Source organism: Novosphingobium sp. BL-S-32 (genome assembly GCF_056857055.1).
Genome location: NZ_CM166476.1, coordinates 122502 through 145138, shown reverse-complemented (window position 1 = coordinate 145138; position 22637 = coordinate 122502). Strand labels below are relative to the sequence as shown.

Here is a 22637-nt window from a genome sequence, read left to right as displayed (position 1 = left end):
TCCCCCATAGACTTCAGCTACCCCCGAACTCGCTCAGCGAAGGCGTACCCGGCTCACCCAGGTGCCCCTGCCACACGAGCACTGGCTTACGCGCCGCAAGCGTTTCGTCAAGTCGACGACGCGGGGCAAAATGCGGCGCGCTGTGAAGGCTTTGGTCGCCATCCTTGGCACGCTGGGCAAGGCTGCGCAGCGAACCGATGAAGCGGTCAAGCCCGGCCTTGCTTTCCGTCTCGGTCGGCTCGACGAGCATCGCGCCCTTGACCACCAGCGGGAAGTAGACGGTCATCGGGTGGAAGCCCTCGTCGATCAGGCCCTTGGCGATGTCGAGCGTGGAGAAGCCCTCGGCCAGACCGGCGTCGCTGAACAGCGCCTCGTGCATGCACGGGCCGCTCTTGGCGAAGGGTGCGGGCAGCAGGTCCTCGCACGAGCGCAGGACGTAGTTGGCGTTGAGCACCGCGTCCTCGGCCACCTGGCGCAGACCGTCCGCGCCGTGGCTGAGGATGTAAGTCAGCGCGCGGGTGAACATGCCCATCTGGCCGTGGAAGGCGACCATGCGGCCGAATGCCTGTGCATGGCCCTCACCCGCGTTCTCTTCCTCGACGAGGTGGACGGTGCCGTCCGCGCCGCGCGTGACGAAGGGCAGCGGCGCGAAGGGTGCCAGCGCTTCGGAGAGCACGACCGGACCGGCACCGGGGCCACCGCCGCCGTGGGGCGTCGAGAAGGTCTTGTGCAGGTTGATGTGCATGGCATCGACGCCGAGGTCGCCGGGGCGGACCTTGCCGACGATGGCGTTGAAGTTCGCGCCGTCGCAGTAGACATAGCCGCCCGCCGCGTGAACCGCGTCACCGATCGCCTTCATCTCCGGCTCGAACAGGCCGCAGGTGTTGGGGTTGGTGATCATCACGCCCGCGACGTTCGGCCCGAGCTTGGCCTTGAGCGCATCGAGATCGACGCGGCCTTCCGGGGTCGCCGGGATCGACTGGACCTTGAAGCCCGCAAAAGCGGCCGTCGCCGGGTTGGTGCCGTGGGCGCTCTCAGGCACCAGCACGACGTCGCGCTTCTCACCGCGCGCGTCGAGCGCGGCGCGGATGCAGAGCAGGCCGCAGAGTTCGCCATGGGCACCGGCCTTGGGGCTCATCGCCACCGAAGCCATGCCGGTGAGCGTGATCAGCCAGTCGGCCAACTGCTCGATCACTTCCAGCGCACCCTCGACCGACTTCTGCGGCTGGAGCGGGTGGACGTCGGCGAAGCCCGGCAAGCGGGCCATCTTCTCGTTCAGGCGCGGGTTGTGCTTCATCGTGCACGAGCCGAGCGGGAACGGCCCGAGGTCGATCGCGTAGTTCTGGCGCGAGAGGCGCGTGTAGTGGCGCACCGTCTCCGGCTCGGTCAGGCCCGGCAAAGCCGGAGCGGCCTTGCGCAGGAACTTCGACAGACCTGCCGCCGCCGGACGTGCCGGAGTGTCGAGATCGACACCGCACTTCTCGGAAGAGCCGAGTTCGAAGCTCAGGGCTTCTTCCAGCATCAGGCCGTAATCGCCTGAAGAGGTTACGAACTTTTCGCCCGCCTCACCGGTTTCGCCCATGCTGGGACGCCAGCCGCTTGCGTTTACCGCGTTCATGCCAGCACTCCTTCAAGCTCACGGGCAAAGGTTTCGATATCCTCGTCGGTGACGGTTTCCGTCGCCGTGATGAGCAGGCCGTTGTGCAGTTCGCCTGCCTCGGGGAACAGGCGGCCGAGCGAGACGCCGCCCAGCACCTTGCGGTCGGCCAGTTCGCGAACAACCTCACGCGCGTCGCGCGGGAGGACCAGCGTGACTTCGTTGAAGTAGGCGTCGTTCAGCAGCTTCACGCCCGGAACCTTGGTGATCCGTTCGACCAGCGCCTGCGTGCGATCGTGGTTCACGGCAGCGAGACGAGACAGGCCTTCACCGCCCAGAAGGGTCAGGTGGATGCTGAAAGCCAGCGCGCAAAGCCCTGAATTCGTGCAGATATTGCTCGTCGCCTTCTCGCGGCGGATATGCTGCTCGCGGGTAGAGAGCGTCAGCACGAAGCCGCGCTTGCCTTCGGCGTCCACGGTCTGGCCGCAGAGGCGGCCCGGCATCTGGCGCACGAACTTCTCACGGCAGCCGAACAGGCCGAGGTAGGGACCGCCGAACTGAAGGCCGACGCCCAGCGACTGGCCCTCACCCACGACGATATCCGCGCCCAGCTCGCCCGGCGCCTCGATCATGCCGAGCGCAACCGGCTCGGTGACGACCGCCACCAGCAGCGCGCCCTTGGCATGCGCGGCTTCGGCAATCGCGGCCAGATCGGGGATGCGGCCGAGGATGTCGGGATACTGCACGACGACGCAGGAGGTCTTGTCGTCGATCGCCGCGATCACGGCAGCGTCGTCGGCTTCGGCCACCAGTTCCGCCTTCAGCGAGACGATATCGTCCTCGGTGAACTTGGCGAGCGTGCGCACCACTTCGGCGTAGTGCGGGTGCAGGCCGCCCGAGAGCACCGCACGGCCCTTGCGGGTGACGCGCGCGGCCATCAGGATCGCTTCCCAGCACGCCGTCGAGCCATCGTACATCGAGGCATTGGCGATATCGGTGCCGAACAGGCGCGCCACCTGCGTCTGGAACTCGAACAGCACCTGCAGCGTGCCCTGCGCGATTTCCGGCTGGTAGGGCGTGTAGGCGGTGAGGAACTCGCCGCGCTGGATCAGGTGATCGACCGAGGCCGGAACATGGTGGCGATAGGCACCGGCGCCGAGGAAGAACGGCACCGAACCGGCGCTCAGGTTCTTCGCGGCAAGCGCGGACATGTGCCGTTCGACGGCCATTTCGCTGGCATGGGCGGGAAGGCCCGCGATGGGACCGGAAAGCCGCGCCTCGGCGGGAACGTCGACGAAGAGATCGTCAACGCTGGCGGCGCCGATGACGCCGAGCATCTCGGCCCGGTCGGCGGGAGTCAGGGGAAGGTAGCGCATGGAGCTGGGGTTTCCTCAGCAGAAAATCTCGAAGATCCTCCCCTGCAAGGGGAGGTGGCAGCCCTTGGGGCTGACGGAGGGGTATCGCCCTCTCGGCGTGGAGCCACGCCGCGGGCGTCGACACCCCTCCACCACCGCTTCGCGGCGGTCCCCCTCCCCCTCAGGGGGAGGATCGGAAGCTTAGAGGCTGCCGACATAGTCCTTGTACGCCGCCTCATCCATGAGGCCTGAAAGCTCCGAGGCATCGGAGAGCGTGATACGGAACAGCCAGCCGCCCACTTCGGCGTCGGTGTTGACCAGTTCCGGCTCGTCGCCGAGCGCGGCGTTCACTTCGGCGATGGTGCCCGAAACCGGGGTGTAGACGTCCGAAGCGGCCTTCACCGAGTCCACCACGGCGACGGAATCGCCCTTGCCGAACGTCGCGCCGGCTTCAGGCAGGTCCACGAAGGTGATGTCGCCGAGCTGGCCCTGTGCGTAGTCGGTGATGCCCACGGTGCCGAGGTCGCCTTCGACTTCGAGCCACTCATGTTCCTGGGAGAAATAACGGGTCATGGAATGTCCTTTGCTAGGAGGATTGGTCCTCAGCGGTGATAGCGATTGGGGACGAAGGGCATCGCCGCGACCGTGGCGTCGAGCTTCTTGCCCCGAATTTCGATGGAAAGCGCAGTGCCGTCAGCAGCAAGCGCCGCATCGACGTAGGCCATGGCGATCGGGTGCTGCAACGAAGGCGAGAAACCGCCCGAAGTCACAACGCCAACTTCCTGTTCTCCATGGAAAACCTTGGCACCCTCGCGGGCGGCCTGACGGCCTTCCAGCTTGAGACCGATGCGCTTCTGCGCAGTGCCCTCGGCAAAGTCGCGCTGGACGCGCTCGGCGCCGGGGAAGCCGCCTTCGAGGCGGCGGCGCTTGTTGATGCCGAAAGCAAGGCCGGCCTCGACCGGACCGCGCTCGGGATCCATGTCGTGGCCGTAGAGCGGCAGGCCGGCTTCAAGACGCAGCGAGTCACGCGCGCCAAGGCCGATCGGCCTCACTTCGGGCTGGGCCAGCAGCAGGTCCGCCACTTCGGCAGCGGAATCGCCGGGGATCGAAATTTCGAAACCGTCCTCGCCGGTATAGCCCGAGCGGCTGATCCAGGCGTCGACGCCGCCCAGCGTGAAGCGGCCGCCCTTCATGAAAGTCAGCGCGGAGAGCGGATATTCACCCTCGGCCACGCGTTCGAGTGCGGCAAAGGCCTTGGGGCCCTGAAGCGCCAGCAGCGCGCGGTCGTCGAGGTGGTTGAGCGTGACGTCGTCCGGCAGATACTCGCGCAGAGTGCCGATATCGTCCCACTTGGTGGCGCCGTTCACGACGAGGTAGAAGCCGCCCGGCCAGCGCGCGACCATGAGGTCGTCGAGAATGCCGCCGTTTTCGTCCAGCAGCAGCGAGTAGCGCACCGCGCCCAGCTTCAGGGTCGAAAGATCGATGGGCAGGGCCGCTTCGAGCGCGGGCTCGACATCGGTCTGCGCGCCCTCTTCGCCCGAAACGAGCAGCTGGCCCATGTGGCTGACATCGAACAGACCGGCGTTCTCGCGGGTCCAGAGGTGCTCGGCCATGATGCCCTCATACTGGACGGGCATCATGTAACCGGCGAATTCGACCATGCGGCCGCCGCGATCGCGGTGCCAGCTATCCAGCGGCAACAGCATCGGCGCGAGTTCTTCGGGTTCCTGATCGGAATCGGAAATCGGGTATTCGCTCAAGACATGACTCCGCACAGTTCGGTACACCATTCCAGGTGCCCCCTCTGTCACGGAAACCTGAGAGCTTCCCCCAGAGGGCCCGAAACGGACCATACCGGAGTTACACCGTCGGCGGCCTCACCCTTTTGGGATGAGACACTTTCCAGAGTCTCGCTATCGACGCTGCGCGGTCCTTTTGCCTGAGAGATTCCGGGGCGGTTGCTCCTTCGGCGCCTGCCTTCTCCGCATGTGCGAATCGGCAGGTCTCTCCCGCGCTGTCAGCGATGCCTTGACCCTTGGTTGAGAGGTGCGTTTGTGTCAACGCCGGTTGCGCTGCACTGCAGTACTATTTCCCCGAATGGAACGGGAGCGGGCACGGAAGCAGCCCCTTCCTGTCGCTGCCCCGTCTCCTTCTCGTCATTGCGAGCGTAGCGAAGCAATCCAGAGCGGTTCAAGACTGCCCTGGCTTGCTTCGCTACGCTCGCAATGACGAGAGAAGAAAGAAGGGGGGTATGGGCGACAGGAGAGTGCGCCCCCCCCCTCAATCCCCTGCCCGGCGCAGCGCGCGCATCATTGCTTCATGTTCGTGAATGAAGCGGCCACGCGTCTTCTCCGCGCTCAGCGCGAAAATCACATCGGCAAGGCGGCGGACCGAGATCGAGCGGAACTTGGAGAACCGACCGCGGAGCACGATGGCGTCGGCCACCGGGTTGAGCACTTGCGCCATGCTCTCCAGCGGGCGGCTTTCGGTGCGGTGCCCCCGCAAGAGGCCGGGGCGCAGGATGTCTAGCCGGCGGAAGCCCAGTTTATGAACCGCGTCCTCGATGTCACCCTTGGTGCGCAAATAGAGGTTGCGGCTCGCCCGGTCGGCGCCGACCGAAGAGACCAGGATCATATGCTCGATGCCGGACGCGCGCGCAGCCTTGGCAACTTCCAGCACGAGATCGTAATCGACGGCGCGAAAGGCCCCGTCGCTGCCCGCAACCTTGCGCGTGGTGCCAAGCGCGCAGACCAGCACTTGCGCGCGCGCGGCGGCGATCAGCGGCGGCCAGTCGGCGGTTTCTCCCATAAGGATTTCCAGCCGTGCCCCCAGCGGCAGCGGCACCTCGCGCCGGGCCACGCCGACCACGCGAAGGTCGCTCCGCCCCATACTGCCCGCGATCACGGCCTGCCCGACCATGCCGCTTGCACCGACGAGGCAGAGGCGCCGGGCTCCTTGCGGAGCCGAGCCAGCATCAGACATTGCGCAACCCTTCGGGCGTAACGCCATAGATCTGCGCGTGGCAGGCGATGGCGTAACGGTCGGTCATGCCGGCGATATAGTCGGCGATATGGCGGCTGCGTTCGGGCTCGTGGCGCGGCAGGCCGTCGATCCAGCTTTCCTCCATCAGCACCGGCTCCTGCGAGTAGGCCGCGTAAAGTTCCGCGATCAGCGCGCGGGCACGGCGCGCGGTTTCCAGCTGTTCGGGGTGGTAATAGAGCTTCTCGTACATGAAGCGCTTGAAGGCCCGCTCGCCTTCCTCGACTTCGGGCGAGAACGTGACAAGCTGGCGTCCGGCGGTGCGCACGTCGTGCACGCTCTCGATGCCGATCAGGTTGGCCTTGGTCTGCGCGACGAGGTCGTTGACCATGAAGCCGATTTGGCTGCGGATCAGTTCGGCAAGCTGGCGATTGAGCGGAACCCCCGGGAAGCGGCGCTCCACCTCGCGCCAGCGGTCCACCACGAAAGGATGCGCGAGCAGTTCTTCGAGATCGAGGAAACCAGCGCGCAGGCCGTCATCGATATCGTGGTTGTCATAGGCGATGTCGTCCGAAAGCGCGGCGACTTGCGCTTCGAGCGAGGCGTAGGAGCCCAGTTCGAGATTGTAGTCCTGATCGAGGCCGGCAAGCGCCCAGTTCGGGGTCAGCACCGGGCCGTTGTGCTTGGCCAGCCCCTCCAGCATCTCCCATGTCAGGTTGAGCCCGTCATGCTCGCAATAGGGGCTTTCGATGCGCATGAGCGTGCGGAGGCAATTGGCGTTGTGATCGAAGCCGCCGGCCTTGTGAAGCGCGGCGTCCAGCGCTTCCTCTCCGGCATGGCCGAAGGGCGGATGACCGATATCGTGCGCGAGCGCGAGGCCTTCGGTCAGGTCCTCGTCGAGGCCGAGGATGCGAGCGATGACGCGCGCGACTTGCGCGACTTCAAGGCTGTGGGTCAGGCGGACGCGGTAATGGTCGCCATCCGGCGCGATGAAGACCTGCGTCTTGTAGCGCAGGCGGCGGAAGGCGATCGAATGGACGATGCGGTCGCGATCGCGCTGATAGGCACTGCGCGGACCGCGCGCGACGCCGTCCTCGATCGGATATTCGCGTCCGCGCGTGCGCGCCGGATCGGATGCGTAGGGAGCGAGGGTCAAGCGGTGATCTTTCCCGAACTAGGAATTTCTTGCCGCCCCCTAGAGCATTTTCAGGGCCGCTGGAAACACCTGACTTGTAAGGGCTTCAATGCGCAAGCCCGGACTTGCACAGGGCGGCGGAGGTGGTGGTGACGAGAATGACCTTGCTGTCGTCCACGCCCTTGACCGCATGGATCCAGGCGCCGAGCGTTGGCTTGTCGCCCTCCAGCTTCTCAAGCTTCATCAACTGGAGCAGGGTGAGGCGCTTCATCATGCGCTTGGTCATGCAGGACGCGACGCGATCGGACATGCCGTTCGCCACCAACGCGGAGTGCAGGCGCCAGCCCGCATAGAAATGCGCGCCCACGAAAAGCACCGCGGCAAGGCCGACGAGCAGCAGGATTCGCTTGAGAAACCGGGTCATCGCGCCGCTATAAGCCCTCGGCCTCAGTCCGCCAGAGCCTTGACGATGTCCTCGACCATCTTCTTGGCATCGGCCAGCAGCATCATGGTCTGGTCCATGTAGAACACGTCGTTGTCGACCCCGGCATAGCCTTGCCCGCCCATCGAGCGCTTGATGAAGAAGATGGTCTTGGCCTTCTCCACGTCGAACACCGGCATGCCGTAGATCGGCGAGGACTTGTCCGTTCGCGCGGCGGGGTTCACCACGTCGTTGGCGCCGATGATGAAAGCGACGTCGCACTGGGCGAACTCGCCGTTGATATCCTCAAGCTCGAAGACTTCGTCGTAGGGGACATTGGCTTCGGCCAGCAGCACGTTCATGTGGCCGGGCATGCGGCCAGCGACCGGATGGATCGCATATTTCACGCTGACGCCGTGCTTCTTGAGCTGGTCCGCCATCTCGCGCACCACGTGCTGGGCCTGTGCCACCGCCATGCCGTATCCCGGGATGATGATGACGTTCTCCGCCTCTTTCATGAGGAAAGCCGCGTCTTCGGCCGAGCCGCGCTTCCACGGACGGTCAGTCTGCGCCGCGCCGCCTCCTGCGCCGGCCTCGGCGCCGAAGCCGCCGGCGATCACCGAGATGAAGCTGCGGTTCATCGCCTTGCACATGATGTAGCTGAGGATCGCGCCCGACGAGCCCACCAGCGCGCCGGTCACGATCATCGCCGTATTGTGCAGCGTGAAGCCCATCGCCGCTGCCGCCCAGCCCGAGTACGAATTGAGCATCGAGACGACGACCGGCATGTCCGCCCCGCCGATGGGGATGATGAGCAGGAAACCGATTGCGAAGGACAGCCCGACGATGCCCCAGAACATCGGGTTTTCGCCGGGGCCCGCCTGCGCGGAATGAGCGAACAGCGCGGTCAGCGCGAGGATCACTACCAGCGTGCCAAGGTTGATCACATGGCGTGCGGGCAGCAGGATCGGCGCGCGCGACATGTTGCCGTTGAGCTTGGCAAAGGCGATGATCGAGCCCGAGAACGTAATCGCCCCGATCGCCGCACCCAAGGCCATTTCGATGCGGCTGACGGAGAGGATATTGCCGTCGGCTCCGAGAATTCCGAAAGCCTCCGGATTGAGAAACGCGGCCACCGCGACAAGCACTGCCGCAAGGCCGACCAGCGAGTGAAATGCGGCAACAAGCTGCGGCATCGCGGTCATCTGGATCTTGCGCGCGATCACGAAGCCGATGCCGCCACCGATGGCGATGGCCGCCACGATCTCGGGCAGGCTGGCGATCTGGTGCGTGAGCAGCGTGGTCGCCACGGCAATCGCCATGCCGATCATGCCATAGCGGTTGCCCCTGCGGCTGGTCGCCGGCGAGGACAGCCCGCGCAGCGCGAGGATGAAGCAGATACCCGCGACAAGGTAGGCCACTGCCACCCAGGGGTTCACCGCGTGGGCCGACATCAAGGCTTGCTCCCCTCACCCTTCGCGGGTTTGTCCTTTTTCTTGTACATCGCCAGCATGCGCTCGGTGACGGCGAAGCCGCCGAAGATATTGACGCTTGCCAGCACCACCGCGCCGAGGCCCAGCCACTTGGCCAGCGGCGAGCCGGCCGCCGCGCTCGCCACCAGCGCGCCGACCACGATCACCGAGGAAATCGCGTTGGTCACCGCCATCAGCGGCGTGTGCAATGCCGGGGTCACCGACCAGACGACGTAGTAGCCCACGAAACAGGCCAGTACGAAGATCGAGAGGATCGATACGAAATCCATGCCCTTACTTGTCCTCCCCGGCACGGGGAGGATCCTGCCAACGTGTCATCGCAACGATCGAGGCCGCTACTTCCCCCGCATCCCGCAACACGTCGGACGCCGGAATCCGGACCACCCGCAAGCCAATTTCCTGAAACCATGCATCCCGTAGCCTGTCGCGATCGGGATTCTCGCCCATGTCATGGGCACTGCCATCCACTTCGATAACGAGCCGTGCCTCGTGGCAATAGAAATCGGCCACGTATTTTCCTGCGGGATGTTGACGGCGAAACTTGAGACCCTCAGGCCGCTGACGGAGGCGCTGCCAGAGCAAGACCTCGGGCATCGTCATCTCGCGGCGGAGCCGCCGGGCGGCGCTTGCGGTCCGATCCGTCCCTTGCAACATTTCAGCTCCTCCCCTGCAAGGGGAGGTGGCAGCCCGTCAGGGCTGACGGAGGGGTATCACCGCTTCGGCCGTGCGCCACGGAGAGGGCGACACCCCTCCACCGTCCTGCGGACGGTCCCCCTCCCCTTGCAGGGGAGGAATTACGAGGGGATCCCCCACTCAACCCACCAGCCTCTCGTTCACCACCTTGCCGCCTTGCGTCAGACGGATCGCATTGCCGATTTCCTCGTCAAGCACGGGCCTGCCCTGCTCCTTGTCCCAGAAGGCCGAAACGAAGTTGAACAGGTTACGCGAAAAGAGCGCCGAAGCGTCGGCCGGAAGGTGCGCCGGCGTATTTGAATAGCCGACGATCCTGACCCCGTGCCGCACGACCACCTGATCGGCAACCGACCCTTCCACATTGCCGCCCTGCGGCGCGGCGAGGTCGAAGATCACGCTGCCGGGCTTCATCGTCGTGATCTGCGCATCGGTGATGAGTTGCGGAGCCTCGCGCCCCGGGATCAGCGCGGTGGTGATGACGATATCCTGTTTGGCGAGGTGACCGGAAACCAGTTCGGCTTGCGCCTTGCGGTATTCCTCGCTCATTTCGGAAGCGTAGCCGCCCGAGCCCTCGCCCTCGATGCCCGCGACGTTCTCGACGAAGATCGGCTTGGCACCGAGCGAGAGGATCTGCTCCTTCGTGGCTGAGCGCACGTCCGTTGCCGAAACTTGCGCGCCGAGGCGGCGGGCCGTGGCGATGGCCTGAAGCCCCGCGACGCCCACGCCCATGACGAAGCACTTCGCCGCGCTCACGGTGCCGGCGGCGGTCATCATCATTGGAAAGGCGCGGCCATAGAGATTGGCGGCGACCAGAACGGCCTTGTAACCCGCAAGGTTCGACTGCGAGGAAAGGATATCCATCGACTGCGCGCGTGTAATACGCGGCATGAATTCCATCGCCAGCGCTTCCAGCCCCGCCGTCGCATAAGCGGAAACCCGGGCCCGTCCGCCCTTTTCGCCCGCTCCGAAAGGATCGAGCCCGGCGACCACCCAGGCCCCCGGCTTCACGCCCGACAGCAGCGCCGGATCGGGGCCCTGCACGCCGAACACGATGTCCGCGCCCGCCAGCACCTCGGCCGCCGGGCCGACTTCGGCCCCGGCCGCCGCATAGTCCGCGTCGGAAATGCTGGCTGCCAGCCCCGCGCCGCTCTCCACCGCGACGGCCGCGCCCAGCGCGGTCAGCTTCTTCACGGTCTCCGGCGTTGCCGAGACCCGCGTTTCACCCGCCGCCCGCTCTTTCAGGACAGCGAAGCGCGTGGTGCCCGCCACCCGCGGTCAGGACGCGATGATGGCGACGACGACGGCGACGATGATGACGATGGCGCCAGTGCTCCAGGTCGCGGCCTTGATGAAGGTGTTGTAGGTTTCGGTCGCCGCCTTGATGTCCGTGCCGGATGTCATCGGATCAAATCCCCTGCTGTGATTTCGACGTGATTATTTTGAATAATTGCCAATGATCTAACCGTGTCAGGTCCGCGGCTCAAGTGCCAAGCCTAACGACCGGGACGCTATTGGCGCCGTTATCGTATCGTCTCGGCGATTGGCATGCGGAATTGCCATTTTTCGCCGCGGACGGCACACGGGGCACAGGCTTAAGTCCGTATTTACTGGTTTGCCCTAAGCCTCAGTCACCACAAATGCGAGGCGAATGACGGGCGTGAATATGGCGGAACCGGAACAGCGCCTCCTGATGCTGATCGACGACGAGCCTGCGCAGAGCCGTCTGATCTCGGCGCTCGCCGCGCGGGAGGGTTGGCGAACGCTGATTGCGCGCGATCCCGAGACCGCGATTGCCACGCTCGGCACCCGTCAGGGCATGCAGCTTTCGGCCATCATCCTCGACCAATGGGTGCCCGGCGAAGACGCCTGCGCGCTGATTGCCGAGCTGAAATCGCGCCGCCCGGCGCTGCCGATTCTGATGCTCACCGCCAATACCTCGCCGCTGCTCGCGGTGGAGGCGATGCGTGCGGGGGCGACCGATTATCTGGTCAAGCCCATCGCACCGGACCGGCTGATGCACGCGCTGCGCTCCGCCACCACGCGCGAGGCCCCGCGCGACGAACTGGCACCGCTGACCGAGAAGATGCCCTCCAACCCCGATTTCGAATCGATGATCGGGGCCTCTCCCAACTTCCGCAAGGCACTCGCCGTGGCTGCCAAGGCCGCGCGCGGGCATGGGCACGTGCTGGTCGAGGGCGAGAGCGGCACCGGCAAGGAAGTGCTGATCCGCGCCATGCACGCCGCCAGCCCGCGTTCGCGCGGAGCACTGCGCTTGGTCAATATTACCGGCCTTGCCGCCAATTCGATCGAATCCAACTTGTTCGGCCATGAGAAAGGCGCCTTCCCCGGCGCTTTCGAGCAGCAGATCGGCGCCTTGCAGCATTGCGACGGCGCCACCTTGGCGCTCGATGAGATCGACCAGTTACCGCTGAGCGTGCAGGAGCGTTTGCTCGAATCGATCCGCAAGAGCGACGTGCGCCCGATTGGTGCGCGCCATTCGTTCCGCATCGACGTGCGCATCATCGCCGCCAGCAACATGCCCTTGCAGGACCTTGTCGATATCGGCGAGTTCCTGCCCGAGCTGTACGAAGCGCTTTCGCCCACCAAGGTCGATCTCCCGCCGCTGCGCGAACGGACCGGTGACATTCCCGCACTCTCCCGCTTCTTCCTTGCGCGCATCGGCGAGCAGCCGGGGCTGCGGGAACTGGGCATCACCGACGGTGCGCTCTCGCTGCTCGCAGCATACGACTGGCCGGGCAACGTGCGCCAGTTGCAGGCCGTGCTGTTCCGCGCCGCCGTGTTCTGCGACGGCGATGCGCTGACTTCGGACGATTTCCCGCAGCTTCTCAATATCCTCGGGTCCGGCCCCGCGACGGTTGCCGGCAATCCGCGACAGGAAAGCTCGGGCGTGATGCTCTATACCGCCGACGGTCACTTGCGGCCGCTGGAAGAGATCGAGGCCGACGTCATTCGCCTGGCCATCGGGCTCTACCGGGGCCGCATGACCGAAGTGGCGCGGCGGCTCGGCATCGGCCGCTCCACGCTCTATCGCAAGCTGGGCGAACTCGGCATCGACAACGCCGCCTGACAATAGGCGACCCCGGAGCCGGGGCTCCGGGGTCGCCGCCCCTTGTGGGGCTGCCCCCAAACGGTGGCTGGCTACCGGCGCTTACAGGCTTTCGAGATAGACCTGCGGCACGCGGTAACCGCGCTTGCTCATGTACTTCACGTACTTGCCGCGTTCCTTGAAAAGCTCGCTGGCATATTCACTGTAGGCGTCGCGCTGATCCTCGATATCGGTGGCGTGGCGCAGATCGCTGGCGAGTTCCTTGCGCGTCTCGGTGACGTTGATGCGGTAGTCGTACCACTTGCTGTTGAGGATGCCGCCAATCGGGCTTTCGATGATCCGGGCTTCCTCGCCGCGGGCGACTTCGTGTTCGTACATCGTCGGTACGGCCAGTGCGGCGCTCGCGGGCACCACCGCCATGACGGCGAGAGCGGTACGAAACAGAATGGTCTTGTTCATGGGATATCTCCCTTTCGCTTTGGGGTGCGAGAGAACGGGCCTCACACCTTTCGGTCGGTTCGGGGGAGTAACGAACCGAACGGCGATTTTCGTCAGGACTGTGGGACGAACCGGGCAGCGCTCCGGACGATCCGAAATGGCGTCAGATCATGCGTTTACGTGTCGACACATGGCCGGACGCCGTTCATCGGCGAGCAAGGCTATCCGCAGCGCGGGTCATTGGGGCAACTGCGCGAAATCCGTCAGCGCCGCGTCGCGCAGGCCGCGCCAGACATGGACCGCCTGCACCGTCTCGCGCACGTCGTGGACGCGCAGGATGTGCGCTCCGGCATCCATCGCCTTGATCGCCAGCAGCAGCGAGCCGCCAAGACGGTCATGCGCGGCCGCCTCGTTGGACAGCGCGCCGATCATGCGCTTGCGGCTGGCGCCGACGTAGAGCGGGTGGCCCAGCGCGTGGAAGATCGCGAGGCCGTTCATCAGCATGAGGTTCTCGGCCACCGTCTTGCCGAAGCCGACACCGGGATCGAGCAGGATATTTTCCGGCCGTACGCCTGCCACCAGCGCCTCGTCCCGGCGCTGTTCGAGCCAGTCGTAGACGTCGAGCACGACATCGGCATAGTCGCCGTTGGAATGGAGGTCGTCCGCCTTCCCCGGCGCGTGCATCAGCACCACCGGCGCGCCCGAAGCCGCCGCGAGGCCAAGACTGCGCGGATCGTAGCGCAAGGCCGAAACGTCGTTGATGATGTGCGCGCCGGCGGAGAGCGTCGCTTCCATCACGGCGGGACGGCGCGTGTCGATGCTGATCGCCGCACCCATCGCCGCGAGTTGCCCAACCATCGGCACCACGCGCTTGATCTCGTCCCCTTCCCAGACCGCGCCGGCACCGGGACGGGTGGATTCGCCGCCAATGTCGACCATCGCCGCGCCCGCTTCCAGCATGGCGGCGGCGTGTTCCCACGCGACGTCCGGCTTGTCGAGGAACGAGCCTCCGTCGGAGAAGCTGTCCGGCGTCATGTTGAGAATGCCCGCGACTTGCGGCTGTTCAAGGCGGATCGTGCGCGCGCCGCATTGGAGCGGGGCGTGGACCTTGCGCAAATTCGCCCACTGGACCTCGGCCATCGCCGCAAGGTCGCCGGGCAAGGCCGCGAGCGCGCCGGGCACTTCGGCCGCGCCCAGCCGCTGGCGCGAGATCACTTTGCCGTTCTCACGCAGGATCAGCGCAAAGCGGCTGGCCCAGACCAGCGAACCGGCGAGACGGACCGCCTCGCCCTCCTCGCTCTGCGGGCTCTGGGCGAAGGCGATCGGCTGGATGTAGATCTTGCGAGTCATGGGCGGCCCTTAGCGGTTGCGCGGGCCACGCAGAACAGGTTTCGAGGGCCAGCCCGGTTTTGGGCCCATCACCTCTCGCTAAACCTCGCGCCTCCGCATACCCGTCATCCTGAACTTGTTTCAGGATCCATCGGGCAGCGGAGGCTGAAGCGTCGCGAATTTCGAGCCGACCTGTCGGCTGGCTGACCACCCCCGGCACAGGCTGAGGGATGGATCCTGAAACAAGTTCAGGATGACGGAAGGAGGAAAGTCAGGTGTTCCCCAGGCCCCGATCAGGGCTCGGTCGCGAGGATGTAAAGCTGGCGGATCGCGTCGATCGGCTTGACCTGGCCTTCATGCTCAAGGTGCCAGAACGTCCAGCCATTGCACGAAGGCGCGCCCTGGAGTTCCTTGCCGAGGCCGTGGATCGAACCGATCGCCTTGTCCTCCGCCACCAGCGAACCATCGGCGCGCACGACGGCGCGGAAGCGGTTCTTCTTATCCGAAACCACGGTGCCGGGCGCGATCCAGCCGGTCTCGATCAGCGTGCCGAACGCCACCTTGGGCGCGGTGCGCTTCGACTGCATGGTCTTGAGCGCGCTTTCGTCGAGCGGCAGCGCCATTTCGATACGCTCCATCGCGGCTTCGCGATAGTCGCCCTCACGCTCGCAGCCGATCCACTCGCGGCCGAGGCGCTTGGCGACAGCGCCGGTGGTGCCGGTGCCGAAGAACGGGTCGAGCACGACGTCGCCCGCATTAGTGGTGGCCAGCATCACGCGGTAGAGCAGTGCTTCGGGCTTCTGCGTCGGGTGAACCTTGCGGCCGCCCTTCTTCAGGCGCTCCGCGCCGTTGCAGATCGGCAGCACCCAGTCCGAACGCATCTGCAGTTCGTCGTTGAGCGTCTTCATCGCGCGGTAGTTGAAGGTGTACTTCGACTTTTCGCCCATCGAGGCCCAGATCAGCGTCTCGTGCGCGTTGGTGAAACGCGTGCCCTTGAAGTTCGGCATCGGGTTGGCCTTGCGCCACACGATGTCGTTCAGGATCCAGAACCCCATGTCCTGCATGATCGCGCCGAGGCGGAAGATGTTGTGGTACGAACCGATCACCCACAGCGAACCCTCGGGCTTGAGCACGCGGCGGGCCTCGGTCAGCCAGTCACGGGTGAACTGGTCGTAGACGGCGAAGCTGGAGAACTTGTCCCAGTCATTGGTGACAGCGTCCACATGGCTGCCATCCGGACGCGAAAGGTCGCCGCCGAGCTGGAGGTTGTACGGCGGGTCGGCGAAGACCATGTCGACGCTGGCGTCGGGAATGGTGCGCATCGCCTCGATGCAGTCGCCCGGGATGATCTGGCCGAGGGGCAGCAGTTCCTTCGGCGTCGGCGCGGGTGCGCGAGCGCGGATCTTCTGCTTGACGAGTAACTGGCCCATGTTTGCTCCGGGGTATTGAACTGTGGATTGACCCCCTAGTGAGTCTTTCGAGAGTCAGCGTCAAGGCGCGACTCGTGGGATTCCCTTGTGATTCACGTGTTCAGCAGAGAGGAACAAAACGAATCCGACACAAGATGTCGAGTCATATGCGAATCGCATGACTCAACATCTTGGGTTTCGCGACTCGCAGGAGTCGTCAGGAATTTTTTATCAACAAGACCCGTCAGGCCGGAGCGAGGCCGTAATCCACACCTGTTGTTTGTGCGCTGACGTCCCACAACCGTCGCGCCGCTTCGGGATCGGTGGCGGACGGCTTGCGCTTCGCCACGCCCGAGGGGCCCGAAACCTCGCCCATGCGCTGGGGACCGTAGTATTGCCCCGGTTCGACGGCGTCCGTCGCCGCCTGAAGTGTGGGCCACGCCCCTTGCGCCGCGCTGTTGAGCATCACGCCGACAATCGGGAACAGCGCCCGGAAGGCCAGAGAGTGACGCCCCAGTTCGGTGGAAGCGACGCCGGGATGACAGGCCACCGCCGTAACCGGCGAGCCCGCCGCGCGCAGGCGCCGGTCCAGTTCATACATGTGCAGCAGGTTCATCAGCTTGCTGTCGCCATAGCGCTGCGAGCGGTTGTAGCTGCGATGCGCGTCGAGATCGTCCCAGTCGATCTTGCCGCGCCGGTGGGCAAGGCTGGCGGTGATGACCACGCGCCCGTCATCCACGGCAGACAACTTGGCCAGCAACAGCCCGGTCAGTGCAAACGTGCCAAGGTGGTTCACCCCGAACTGCAATTCATGCCCCTGCACCGTACGCTGGAGCGGCGGCATCATGACGCCCGCATTGTTCACAAGCACATCGAGCCGAGGCTCGTCACGCGAAACCATCGCGGCGCATTCGCGCACGCTGGCAAGGTCCGCCTGATCGAGCGGCACGAAGGCCAGATTGGCGCCGGGCACTTCCATGCGGATGTGCTCCATGGCCAGCCGTGCCTTGTCCTCGCTGCGGCAGGCCAGCAGCACGCGTGCGCCCCGCGCGGCCAGCACTTTCGTCGCCTCGTAACCGAGCCCGGTATTGGCGCCGGTGACGAGAAAGCACTTGCCGGCCTGTCCGGTCACATCCGCAGCAGTAAATCCGGTCAAAGCGCCATCTCCAGTTGAGCGACCGGCGCGAAACTGCGGCGGTGGTGAATGGTCGGGCCGTGGGTGCGCAGCGCCTCAAGGTGCTGGGCGGTGCCGTAACCGGCATTACGCTCCCAGCCATAGTGCGGGTGCGCCAGTGCCAGTTCGCGCATCAGGCGGTCCCGGTGCTCCTTGGCGATGATCGAGGCGGCCGAAATGCAGGGTTCCACCGCGTCCCCGCCGACAATGGCGCGCGCGTTCCAGCGCCACTCGGCCGTGCGGCCGTGCGGCGTCATATTGCCGTCTATCAGGACTTCGTGGGGGTCTTGCTCAAGCTGGGCGCAGAGCGCGGCCACCGCGCGCGTCATCGCCAGCATCGTTGCGCCGAAGATGTTGATCCGGTCGATCTCCTCGACGCCGACCACGCCCACGGCCCAGCGGCAGCGGCGCTTGATCACCTCTTCCAGTTCTGCGCGGCGCTTGCCGGACAACTTCTTGGAATCATCCAACCCCGATGGCCGGGGCTTGCACAGCACGACCGCGCCCGCCACAACCGGACCGGCCAGGGGGCCACGCCCTGCCTCGTCCACGCCGATGATGAGGCGGCCCGGTGCAATGGCAACAGGGGATGAAATCGACGTGACCAAGCGGAATACCTCCAGATCGCTCCTCGCTGCGGTATCGCCCGTAGCTTTCGTCCTCGCAAGCTGCGGCGCGGCAGGCTCCGGGGATAAGGCTTCCGCGGCGACGTCCGATGCCGCGCCTTTCAAAGTCTCGCAAGTTGCCGCGTTCAATGAGCCTTGGGCGATGGATATCGACAAGGCCACCGGCGCGATGATCGTCACCGAGAAAAAGGGCAGGATCCGCCTGCGCCTTGCTGACGGCACAATGGGCGAAGTGAGCGGCGCGCCGACGGTCGCCTATGGCGGACAGGGCGGGCTTGGCGATGTGATCTTCGCTCCGGACCAAACCGGCAAGACGCTCGATGCCAAGACATTGAACGGGCGCGTGGTCTACCTCAGCTGGGCGGAAGCCGGCGACGGCGATACGCGCGGCGCGGCGGTCGGCAAGGGCACCCTTTCCTGCCCGCAACCGGCAAGCTGCTCGCTTCAGGGCCTGACGGTGATCTGGCGGCAAGTGCCCAAGGTGACGGGAGAAGGCCACTTTTCGCACCGCCTGGTGTTCTCGCCCGACGGCAAGTACCTCTTCGTCAGCTCAGGCGAGCGGCAGAAGTTCACGCCTGCGCAGGACCTTGGCACCAATCTCGGCAAGATCGTGCGCCTGCTGCCCGACGGCACCCCTGCCCCCGGCAATCCCTTCGCCGACAAGGGCGCGCCGACCAACCAGATCTGGTCCTACGGCCACCGCAACGTACTGGGCCTCGTGTTCGACGACAAGGGCCGGCTCTGGAACCTCGAGCACGGCCCGGCGGGCGGTGACGAAATCAATCTCATCAAGCCGGGCCAGAACTACGGCTGGCCGCTGGTCTCGGACGGCGACAATTACGACGGTACGCCGATCCCGCGCCACAAGACCCGGCCCGACCTTGCCGCCCCGGCGATCAGCTGGAACCCGGTGATCGCGCCGGGCGACTTCATTTTCTACACCGGCCAGCAATTCCCGCAGTGGCAAGGGCAGTTCCTGATAGCCTCGTTCGCCGTTCCCGGCCTCGTGCGCGTGCGGATCGACGGGGAAAAGGCCGTGGAGGAAGCGCGTTACCCGCTCGATAACCGCATCCGCGAGATCCAGCAGGGGCTCGACGGATCGATCTGGCTGCTGGAGGACGGACCCGCTCCAGACTCCGGCCGGCTGCTGCATCTCACGCCGGAAACCTGATAGCCCCTCACATGAATTGAATCGACAAACCCGCGCGCCGCACCTATCGGCCCGCGCGATGTCCGATATCGCCACGCTCATTCCGCTCGACAATGTCGATCCCGCGCTCGTCGAAGCGCTGCTCGATCGTGCGTTCGAGCCGGAGCGACACACGCGCACCGCCTACAAGGTGCGGGCGGGTACCGATTGGCTGCCCGGGCTGTCCTTCGCCGCGTTGGACGGCAGCGAGATGCTGGTCGGCACGATCCAGTGCTGGCCGGTCGCGCTGACCGACCCCGAAGGCCGCGCGCATCCGATGATCATGATGGGGCCGGTGGCCGTGCTTCCCGGCCTTCAGGGCAAGGGCTTCGGCAAGGCGCTGATGTCGGCCAGCCTTGCCGGGATCGACGCGCGCGCGCCGCTGCCGCAAGTGCTGATCGGCGATCCCGACTATTACGGCCGCTTCTGGGGCTTCTCGAACGAGGCGACCGGCGAATGGACGCTTCCGGGGCCCTTCGAACGGCACCGCCTGCTCGTGCGCTGCGACAATCCGGCCGTCCTGCCGCGCGAGGGCGCGCTGGGGCCTTGGCTCCGTTAATAATCGCGTCTTCCCGTTAAATCGCGGGCGGACACGCACTGGACCTTGGCGCGCGAGCCCCTATCTGGCATCGCGAAGCCATGCCTTATGACGTGCCGCCCGATCTCTCCGCCCTGACGCTCGCCGAAGCGGCCGAACTGGTGGCCGCGCGCAAGCTGCCGCCGGTCTCCGAATGGTCGCCGGCGCAGACGGGCGACAGCGAAATGCGCATCATGGCCGACGGGCGCTGGTTCCATCAGGGCGGTGAAATCCGCCGTCCCGCCATGGTCCGCGCCTTCGCTTCCCTCCTGCTGCGCGACGACGATGGCCGGCACTGGCTGGTCACGCCCGCCGAGAAGCTCTCGATCGAGGTCGAGGATGCCGCCTTCATCGCCACCGACGTGCGTGCAGAAGGCGACGCGCTGGTCTTCCGCCTCAATACCGACGATATCGTCATCGCCGGGCCGGATCACCCGATCCGCAGCGCAGGCGATCCCGAGACACCGGCGCTCTATCTTGCCGTCCGCAATGGCGCCGAGGCCCGTCTCAACCGCAGCACTTACGGCCAGCTTGCCGAGATCGCGCTTTCCGGCGGCGACCTTTCGGTGACGAGCCGGGGCGCGACTTTCGATCTGGTGCCGTCATGAGCCTGCTGTTCGACCGCCTCCGCCCGCGTTTCGATGCCGCGCACAAGAACGCGCCGCCCGAACTCTGGCTCGATCCGCGCATCGACGAGATTCCCGAGTTCAAGCCCGCCGCCGTGCTGGTGACGCTGACCGAGCGTGATAAGCCCGGCACGCTGCTGCTCCATCGCCCCTCCACGATGCGCGCCCACCCCGGCCAGATCGCCTTCCCCGGCGGGCGGCTGGACGAAGGCGAAACCGCGATCGAAGCCGCGCTGCGCGAGGCGGACGAGGAACTGGGCATCCATCCGCGCGACGTGCAGGTGCTGGGCACCAGCGACGTCTACCGCACCGGCAGCGGCTACGAGATCACGCCGGTACTTGCGGTGATCCCCGCCGACCTGCCGATCCATCCGAACCCGGCCGAAGTGGCGCAGTGGTTCGAGGCGCCGATGAGCTACCTTCTCGATCCCGCCAACCAGCAGCAATGCTCGGTGGAATGGGAAAACCGCCATCACCGCTTTGTCGAGATCAACTGGCACGACCACCGCATCTGGGGCGTGACCGGGGCGATCCTTCACAACCTTTCCCGCAGGCTCGACTGGAATGACTGAACCACTGCCCACCCGCATCGCGCCCGAATGGATGCGGAGGGAGGATATCGCGGCGCTGGTGGAAACGCTGGGTGCCGAAAATGCCCGTTACGTTGGCGGCGCCGTGCGCGACACGCTGCTGGGCCTGCCGGTCAAGGATATCGACATGGCCACCGTGCTCGAACCCGACGCGGTGATGGAACGCCTGAAGAGCGCCGAGATTCACCGTATCCCCACCGGCATCGACCACGGCACCGTCACTGCCGTACTGCCCGGCGGCCCTGTGGAGATCACCACGCTGCGCCACGACGTCGCGACCGACGGGCGCCGCGCGACGGTGGCCTTTGCCGAAGATTGGCGCGAAGACGCCGCGCGGCGCGATTTCACGATCAACGCGCTCTATGCCGATCCGCTGACCGGCGAGGTCTTCGACTGGTTCGGCGGCCTTGCCGACCTTGCCGCCCGCCGCGTGCGCTTCATCGGCGATGCCCGCCAGCGCATCCGCGAGGATCACTTGCGCATCTTGCGCTACTTCCGGTTTCAGGCCCGGTTTGGCTCGCAACCCGCTGACGAGGAAGCGGAAAGTGCCTGCGCTGAACTCGCCGCCACGCTCAAGGGGCTTTCGCGCGAGCGTGTGGGCATGGAGATGATGAACCTTCTCGGTCTGCCCGATCCGGCGCCCACTGTCGCGCGCATGGCCGAGCTGGGCGTGCTGACCGTAATCCTGCCCGAGGCCGATCCCGCCGCCCTTGCGGCGCTGGTGGGTCATGAAAAGGCACAGGGCGTCGCCCCCGACGCGCTGCGCCGCCTTGCTGCGCTGTTGCCCGCTCACGTGCCACTGGCCGAGCAGATCGCCTCTCGCTTCCGCCTTTCTGGCGCGCAGAAAAAGCGCCTCGCCCTCGCCGCCGCGCGAGAGGACGAGCCCGGAGAGCCGCGCGCACTCGCCTATCGGCTGGGCCGCGAAAGCGCGCTCGACCGGCTGCTGATCGCCGGTGCCGACACTGCAGCGCTGGGCCAGTGGGACATTCCCGCCTTCCCGCTCAAGGGTGGCCAAATCGTGGCGCGCGGCGTCAGCGCCGGACCTGAAGTGGCCCGCGTGCTGCGCCGCGTCGAAGATCGCTGGATCGCCGAGGGCTTTCCCGCAGCCGCGCGCATCTACGCGCTGCTCGACGCGGAACTGACAGGGCAGGCGCAGTGAACTTCGGGCAGCTTGAAGCGCTGCTTTATGCGAAGCCGCTGCTGGCGCTGACCATCGTCGCGATCCTGCTGGCGGTGCTGGCTGGCATGCTGCTCCACCGTTACCCGCGTCTTGGGCATGGCATGCGCAATACGGCGTACCTCGCCCTCACTGCCGCGCTTCTGCTGACCGTTGCCAGCCTTGCCACCAGCGCGCACCGTTCGGATGCCGCGCTCTGGCTCGATCAGGTGAGGCCGGCCGCCGTTGAAGGCGGACAGACCGTGCTGCCGCTGCGGACCGACGGCCACTTCTGGGTCGAGGCGCAGCTCAATGGCGTGCCTGTCAATTTCCTGATCGATACCGGCGCCACTTACACCGGCATCTCCCAATCGGCCGCCCGCCGCGCGGGCATCATGCCCGACGAAGGCGATCAGGGCGTGATGCTGGATACGGCGGGCGGCACTATCGTCGCCCGCATGGGAACCGCGAGTTCGCTGCGCTTCGGCTCGATCGAGGCGACCTCCCTGCCCGTCGCCATCGGCCCGGACAGCGAGGTCGAAACCAATGTCATCGGCATGAACCTGCTGTCGCAGCTGGGAAGTTGGCGGGTGGACAATAACCAGCTCATTCTGGTGCCCAAGCCTGCGAGCGCGGCCAAGGATTGAGGCGGGGTGCGGAAAATCGCTCCCTCAATATTGTCAGGCAGGCCCCAGCACAAAACAATCCGTCGCCCCCGCGAAGGCGGGGGCCCCGCTTCTTTTCGCCCCGCCGCAAGAACAAGCGGGGTCCCCGCCTTCGCGG

The 22637-nt window shown here is 65.9% G+C and carries 24 protein-coding genes and 2 riboswitches; of the genes, 7 read left to right on the top strand and 17 right to left on the bottom strand.

Annotation, left to right across the window (positions count from 1 at the left end):
- Positions 1–13: 13 nt before the first annotated feature.
- From gcvPB to AC1VVK_RS00670, 12 genes are all read right to left on the bottom strand, one after another.
- Entirely contained in the window at positions 14–1618 is a 1605-nt protein-coding gene (gene gcvPB / locus AC1VVK_RS00725) for an aminomethyl-transferring glycine dehydrogenase subunit GcvPB (protein ID WP_482903988.1), read from the bottom strand.
- Positions 1615–2973: an aminomethyl-transferring glycine dehydrogenase subunit GcvPA gene (gcvPA, locus tag AC1VVK_RS00720; protein ID WP_482903987.1), complete on the bottom strand. Its 1359-nt coding sequence runs from the start codon at positions 2971–2973 to the stop codon at positions 1615–1617. Before gcvPA ends, gcvPB begins: the two co-directional genes overlap by 4 nt.
- Positions 2974–3153: 180 nt before the next feature.
- Entirely contained in the window at positions 3154–3525 is a 372-nt protein-coding gene (gene gcvH, locus AC1VVK_RS00715) for a glycine cleavage system protein GcvH (protein WP_482903986.1), read from the bottom strand.
- 29 nt (positions 3526–3554) lie between these two features.
- Complete coding sequence (gcvT, locus tag AC1VVK_RS00710) at positions 3555–4658, bottom strand: glycine cleavage system aminomethyltransferase GcvT (RefSeq protein WP_482905088.1); 1104 nt, start codon at positions 4656–4658, stop codon at positions 3555–3557.
- 88 nt (positions 4659–4746) lie between these two features.
- Positions 4747–4868, bottom strand: a riboswitch (glycine riboswitch).
- Position 4869: 1 nt separating this feature from the next.
- A riboswitch (glycine riboswitch) is annotated at positions 4870–4974 on the bottom strand.
- A gap of 258 nt (positions 4975–5232) precedes the next feature.
- Positions 5233–5934, bottom strand: coding sequence for an NAD(P)H-binding protein (locus AC1VVK_RS00705; RefSeq protein WP_482903985.1), 702 nt, complete (start codon positions 5932–5934; stop codon positions 5233–5235).
- A complete protein-coding gene (locus AC1VVK_RS00700) occupies positions 5927–7087 on the bottom strand; it encodes a deoxyguanosinetriphosphate triphosphohydrolase (RefSeq protein WP_132385191.1) in 1161 nt (386 codons plus the stop codon). The genes AC1VVK_RS00705 and AC1VVK_RS00700 overlap by 8 nt, the downstream gene beginning before the upstream one ends.
- Positions 7088–7172: 85 nt before the next feature.
- Positions 7173–7490, bottom strand: coding sequence for a hypothetical protein (locus AC1VVK_RS00695; protein ID WP_482903984.1), 318 nt, complete (start codon positions 7488–7490; stop codon positions 7173–7175).
- A gap of 23 nt (positions 7491–7513) precedes the next feature.
- On the bottom strand, positions 7514–8941 hold the full coding sequence (locus AC1VVK_RS00690) for an NAD(P)(+) transhydrogenase (Re/Si-specific) subunit beta (protein WP_482903983.1): 1428 nt from the start codon (positions 8939–8941) through the stop codon (positions 7514–7516).
- On the bottom strand, positions 8941–9249 hold the full coding sequence (locus AC1VVK_RS00685; protein WP_132385188.1) for an NAD(P) transhydrogenase subunit alpha part 2: 309 nt from the start codon (positions 9247–9249) through the stop codon (positions 8941–8943). The genes AC1VVK_RS00690 and AC1VVK_RS00685 overlap by 1 nt, the downstream gene beginning before the upstream one ends.
- Before the next feature lie 4 nt (positions 9250–9253).
- Entirely contained in the window at positions 9254–9634 is a 381-nt protein-coding gene (locus AC1VVK_RS00680; RefSeq protein ID WP_482903982.1) for an endonuclease domain-containing protein, read from the bottom strand.
- 159 nt (positions 9635–9793) lie between these two features.
- On the bottom strand, positions 9794–10942 hold the full coding sequence (locus AC1VVK_RS00675; protein WP_482903981.1) for an NAD(P) transhydrogenase subunit alpha: 1149 nt from the start codon (positions 10940–10942) through the stop codon (positions 9794–9796).
- Positions 10943–10948: 6 nt separating this feature from the next.
- Positions 10949–11074 carry an aa3-type cytochrome c oxidase subunit IV gene (locus tag AC1VVK_RS00670; RefSeq protein WP_132385185.1) on the bottom strand — a complete coding sequence of 42 codons (126 nt, stop codon included), beginning with the start codon at positions 11072–11074 and terminating at the stop codon, positions 10949–10951.
- 262 nt (positions 11075–11336) lie between these two features.
- Here AC1VVK_RS00670 and AC1VVK_RS00665 point away from each other — a divergent pair, with 262 nt between their 5' ends.
- A complete protein-coding gene (locus tag AC1VVK_RS00665; protein ID WP_132385752.1) occupies positions 11337–12761 on the top strand; it encodes a sigma-54-dependent transcriptional regulator in 1425 nt (474 codons plus the stop codon).
- Positions 12762–12842: 81 nt separating this feature from the next.
- Here the strand turns inward: AC1VVK_RS00665 and AC1VVK_RS00660 are convergent, their stop codons facing one another.
- The 5 genes from AC1VVK_RS00660 to AC1VVK_RS00640 all read right to left on the bottom strand — a co-directional run bounded on the left by AC1VVK_RS00660 (position 12843) and on the right by AC1VVK_RS00640 (position 17698).
- Positions 12843–13199 (bottom strand): hypothetical protein, encoded by a 357-nt coding sequence (locus AC1VVK_RS00660; RefSeq protein ID WP_482903980.1) that lies wholly within the window; start codon positions 13197–13199, stop codon positions 12843–12845.
- A gap of 216 nt (positions 13200–13415) precedes the next feature.
- A complete protein-coding gene (gene folP, locus AC1VVK_RS00655) occupies positions 13416–14528 on the bottom strand; it encodes a dihydropteroate synthase (protein ID WP_482903979.1) in 1113 nt (370 codons plus the stop codon).
- 272 nt (positions 14529–14800) lie between these two features.
- Positions 14801–15937 (bottom strand): DNA methyltransferase, encoded by a 1137-nt coding sequence (locus tag AC1VVK_RS00650; protein ID WP_482903978.1) that lies wholly within the window; start codon positions 15935–15937, stop codon positions 14801–14803.
- Between the two features lie 223 nt (positions 15938–16160).
- The gene (locus AC1VVK_RS00645; protein WP_482903977.1) at positions 16161–17072 is read right to left on the bottom strand and encodes an oxidoreductase; all 912 of its coding nucleotides are present in this window, start codon (positions 17070–17072) and stop codon (positions 16161–16163) included.
- Positions 17069–17698 (bottom strand): ribonuclease HII, encoded by a 630-nt coding sequence (locus AC1VVK_RS00640; protein WP_243652347.1) that lies wholly within the window; start codon positions 17696–17698, stop codon positions 17069–17071. The genes AC1VVK_RS00645 and AC1VVK_RS00640 overlap by 4 nt, the downstream gene beginning before the upstream one ends.
- Here AC1VVK_RS00640 and AC1VVK_RS00635 point away from each other — a divergent pair.
- The 6 genes from AC1VVK_RS00635 to AC1VVK_RS00610 all read left to right on the top strand — a co-directional run bounded on the left by AC1VVK_RS00635 (position 17691) and on the right by AC1VVK_RS00610 (position 22501).
- Positions 17691–18887 carry a PQQ-dependent sugar dehydrogenase gene (locus AC1VVK_RS00635; protein WP_482903976.1) on the top strand — a complete coding sequence of 399 codons (1197 nt, stop codon included), beginning with the start codon at positions 17691–17693 and terminating at the stop codon, positions 18885–18887. The genes AC1VVK_RS00640 and AC1VVK_RS00635 overlap by 8 nt on opposite strands.
- Before the next feature lie 58 nt (positions 18888–18945).
- Positions 18946–19464: a GNAT family N-acetyltransferase gene (locus tag AC1VVK_RS00630; protein WP_482903975.1), complete on the top strand. Its 519-nt coding sequence runs from the start codon at positions 18946–18948 to the stop codon at positions 19462–19464.
- An 80-nt stretch (positions 19465–19544) separates the two neighbouring features.
- Positions 19545–20090 (top strand): DUF1285 domain-containing protein, encoded by a 546-nt coding sequence (locus AC1VVK_RS00625; protein WP_482903974.1) that lies wholly within the window; start codon positions 19545–19547, stop codon positions 20088–20090.
- Positions 20087–20680 (top strand): CoA pyrophosphatase, encoded by a 594-nt coding sequence (locus tag AC1VVK_RS00620; RefSeq protein ID WP_482903973.1) that lies wholly within the window; start codon positions 20087–20089, stop codon positions 20678–20680. Before AC1VVK_RS00625 ends, AC1VVK_RS00620 begins: the two co-directional genes overlap by 4 nt.
- Positions 20673–21857: a CCA tRNA nucleotidyltransferase gene (locus tag AC1VVK_RS00615; protein ID WP_482903972.1), complete on the top strand. Its 1185-nt coding sequence runs from the start codon at positions 20673–20675 to the stop codon at positions 21855–21857. The genes AC1VVK_RS00620 and AC1VVK_RS00615 overlap by 8 nt, the downstream gene beginning before the upstream one ends.
- Positions 21854–22501 (top strand): retropepsin-like aspartic protease family protein, encoded by a 648-nt coding sequence (locus AC1VVK_RS00610; protein ID WP_243652345.1) that lies wholly within the window; start codon positions 21854–21856, stop codon positions 22499–22501. Before AC1VVK_RS00615 ends, AC1VVK_RS00610 begins: the two co-directional genes overlap by 4 nt.
- Positions 22502–22637 lie beyond the last annotated feature (136 nt).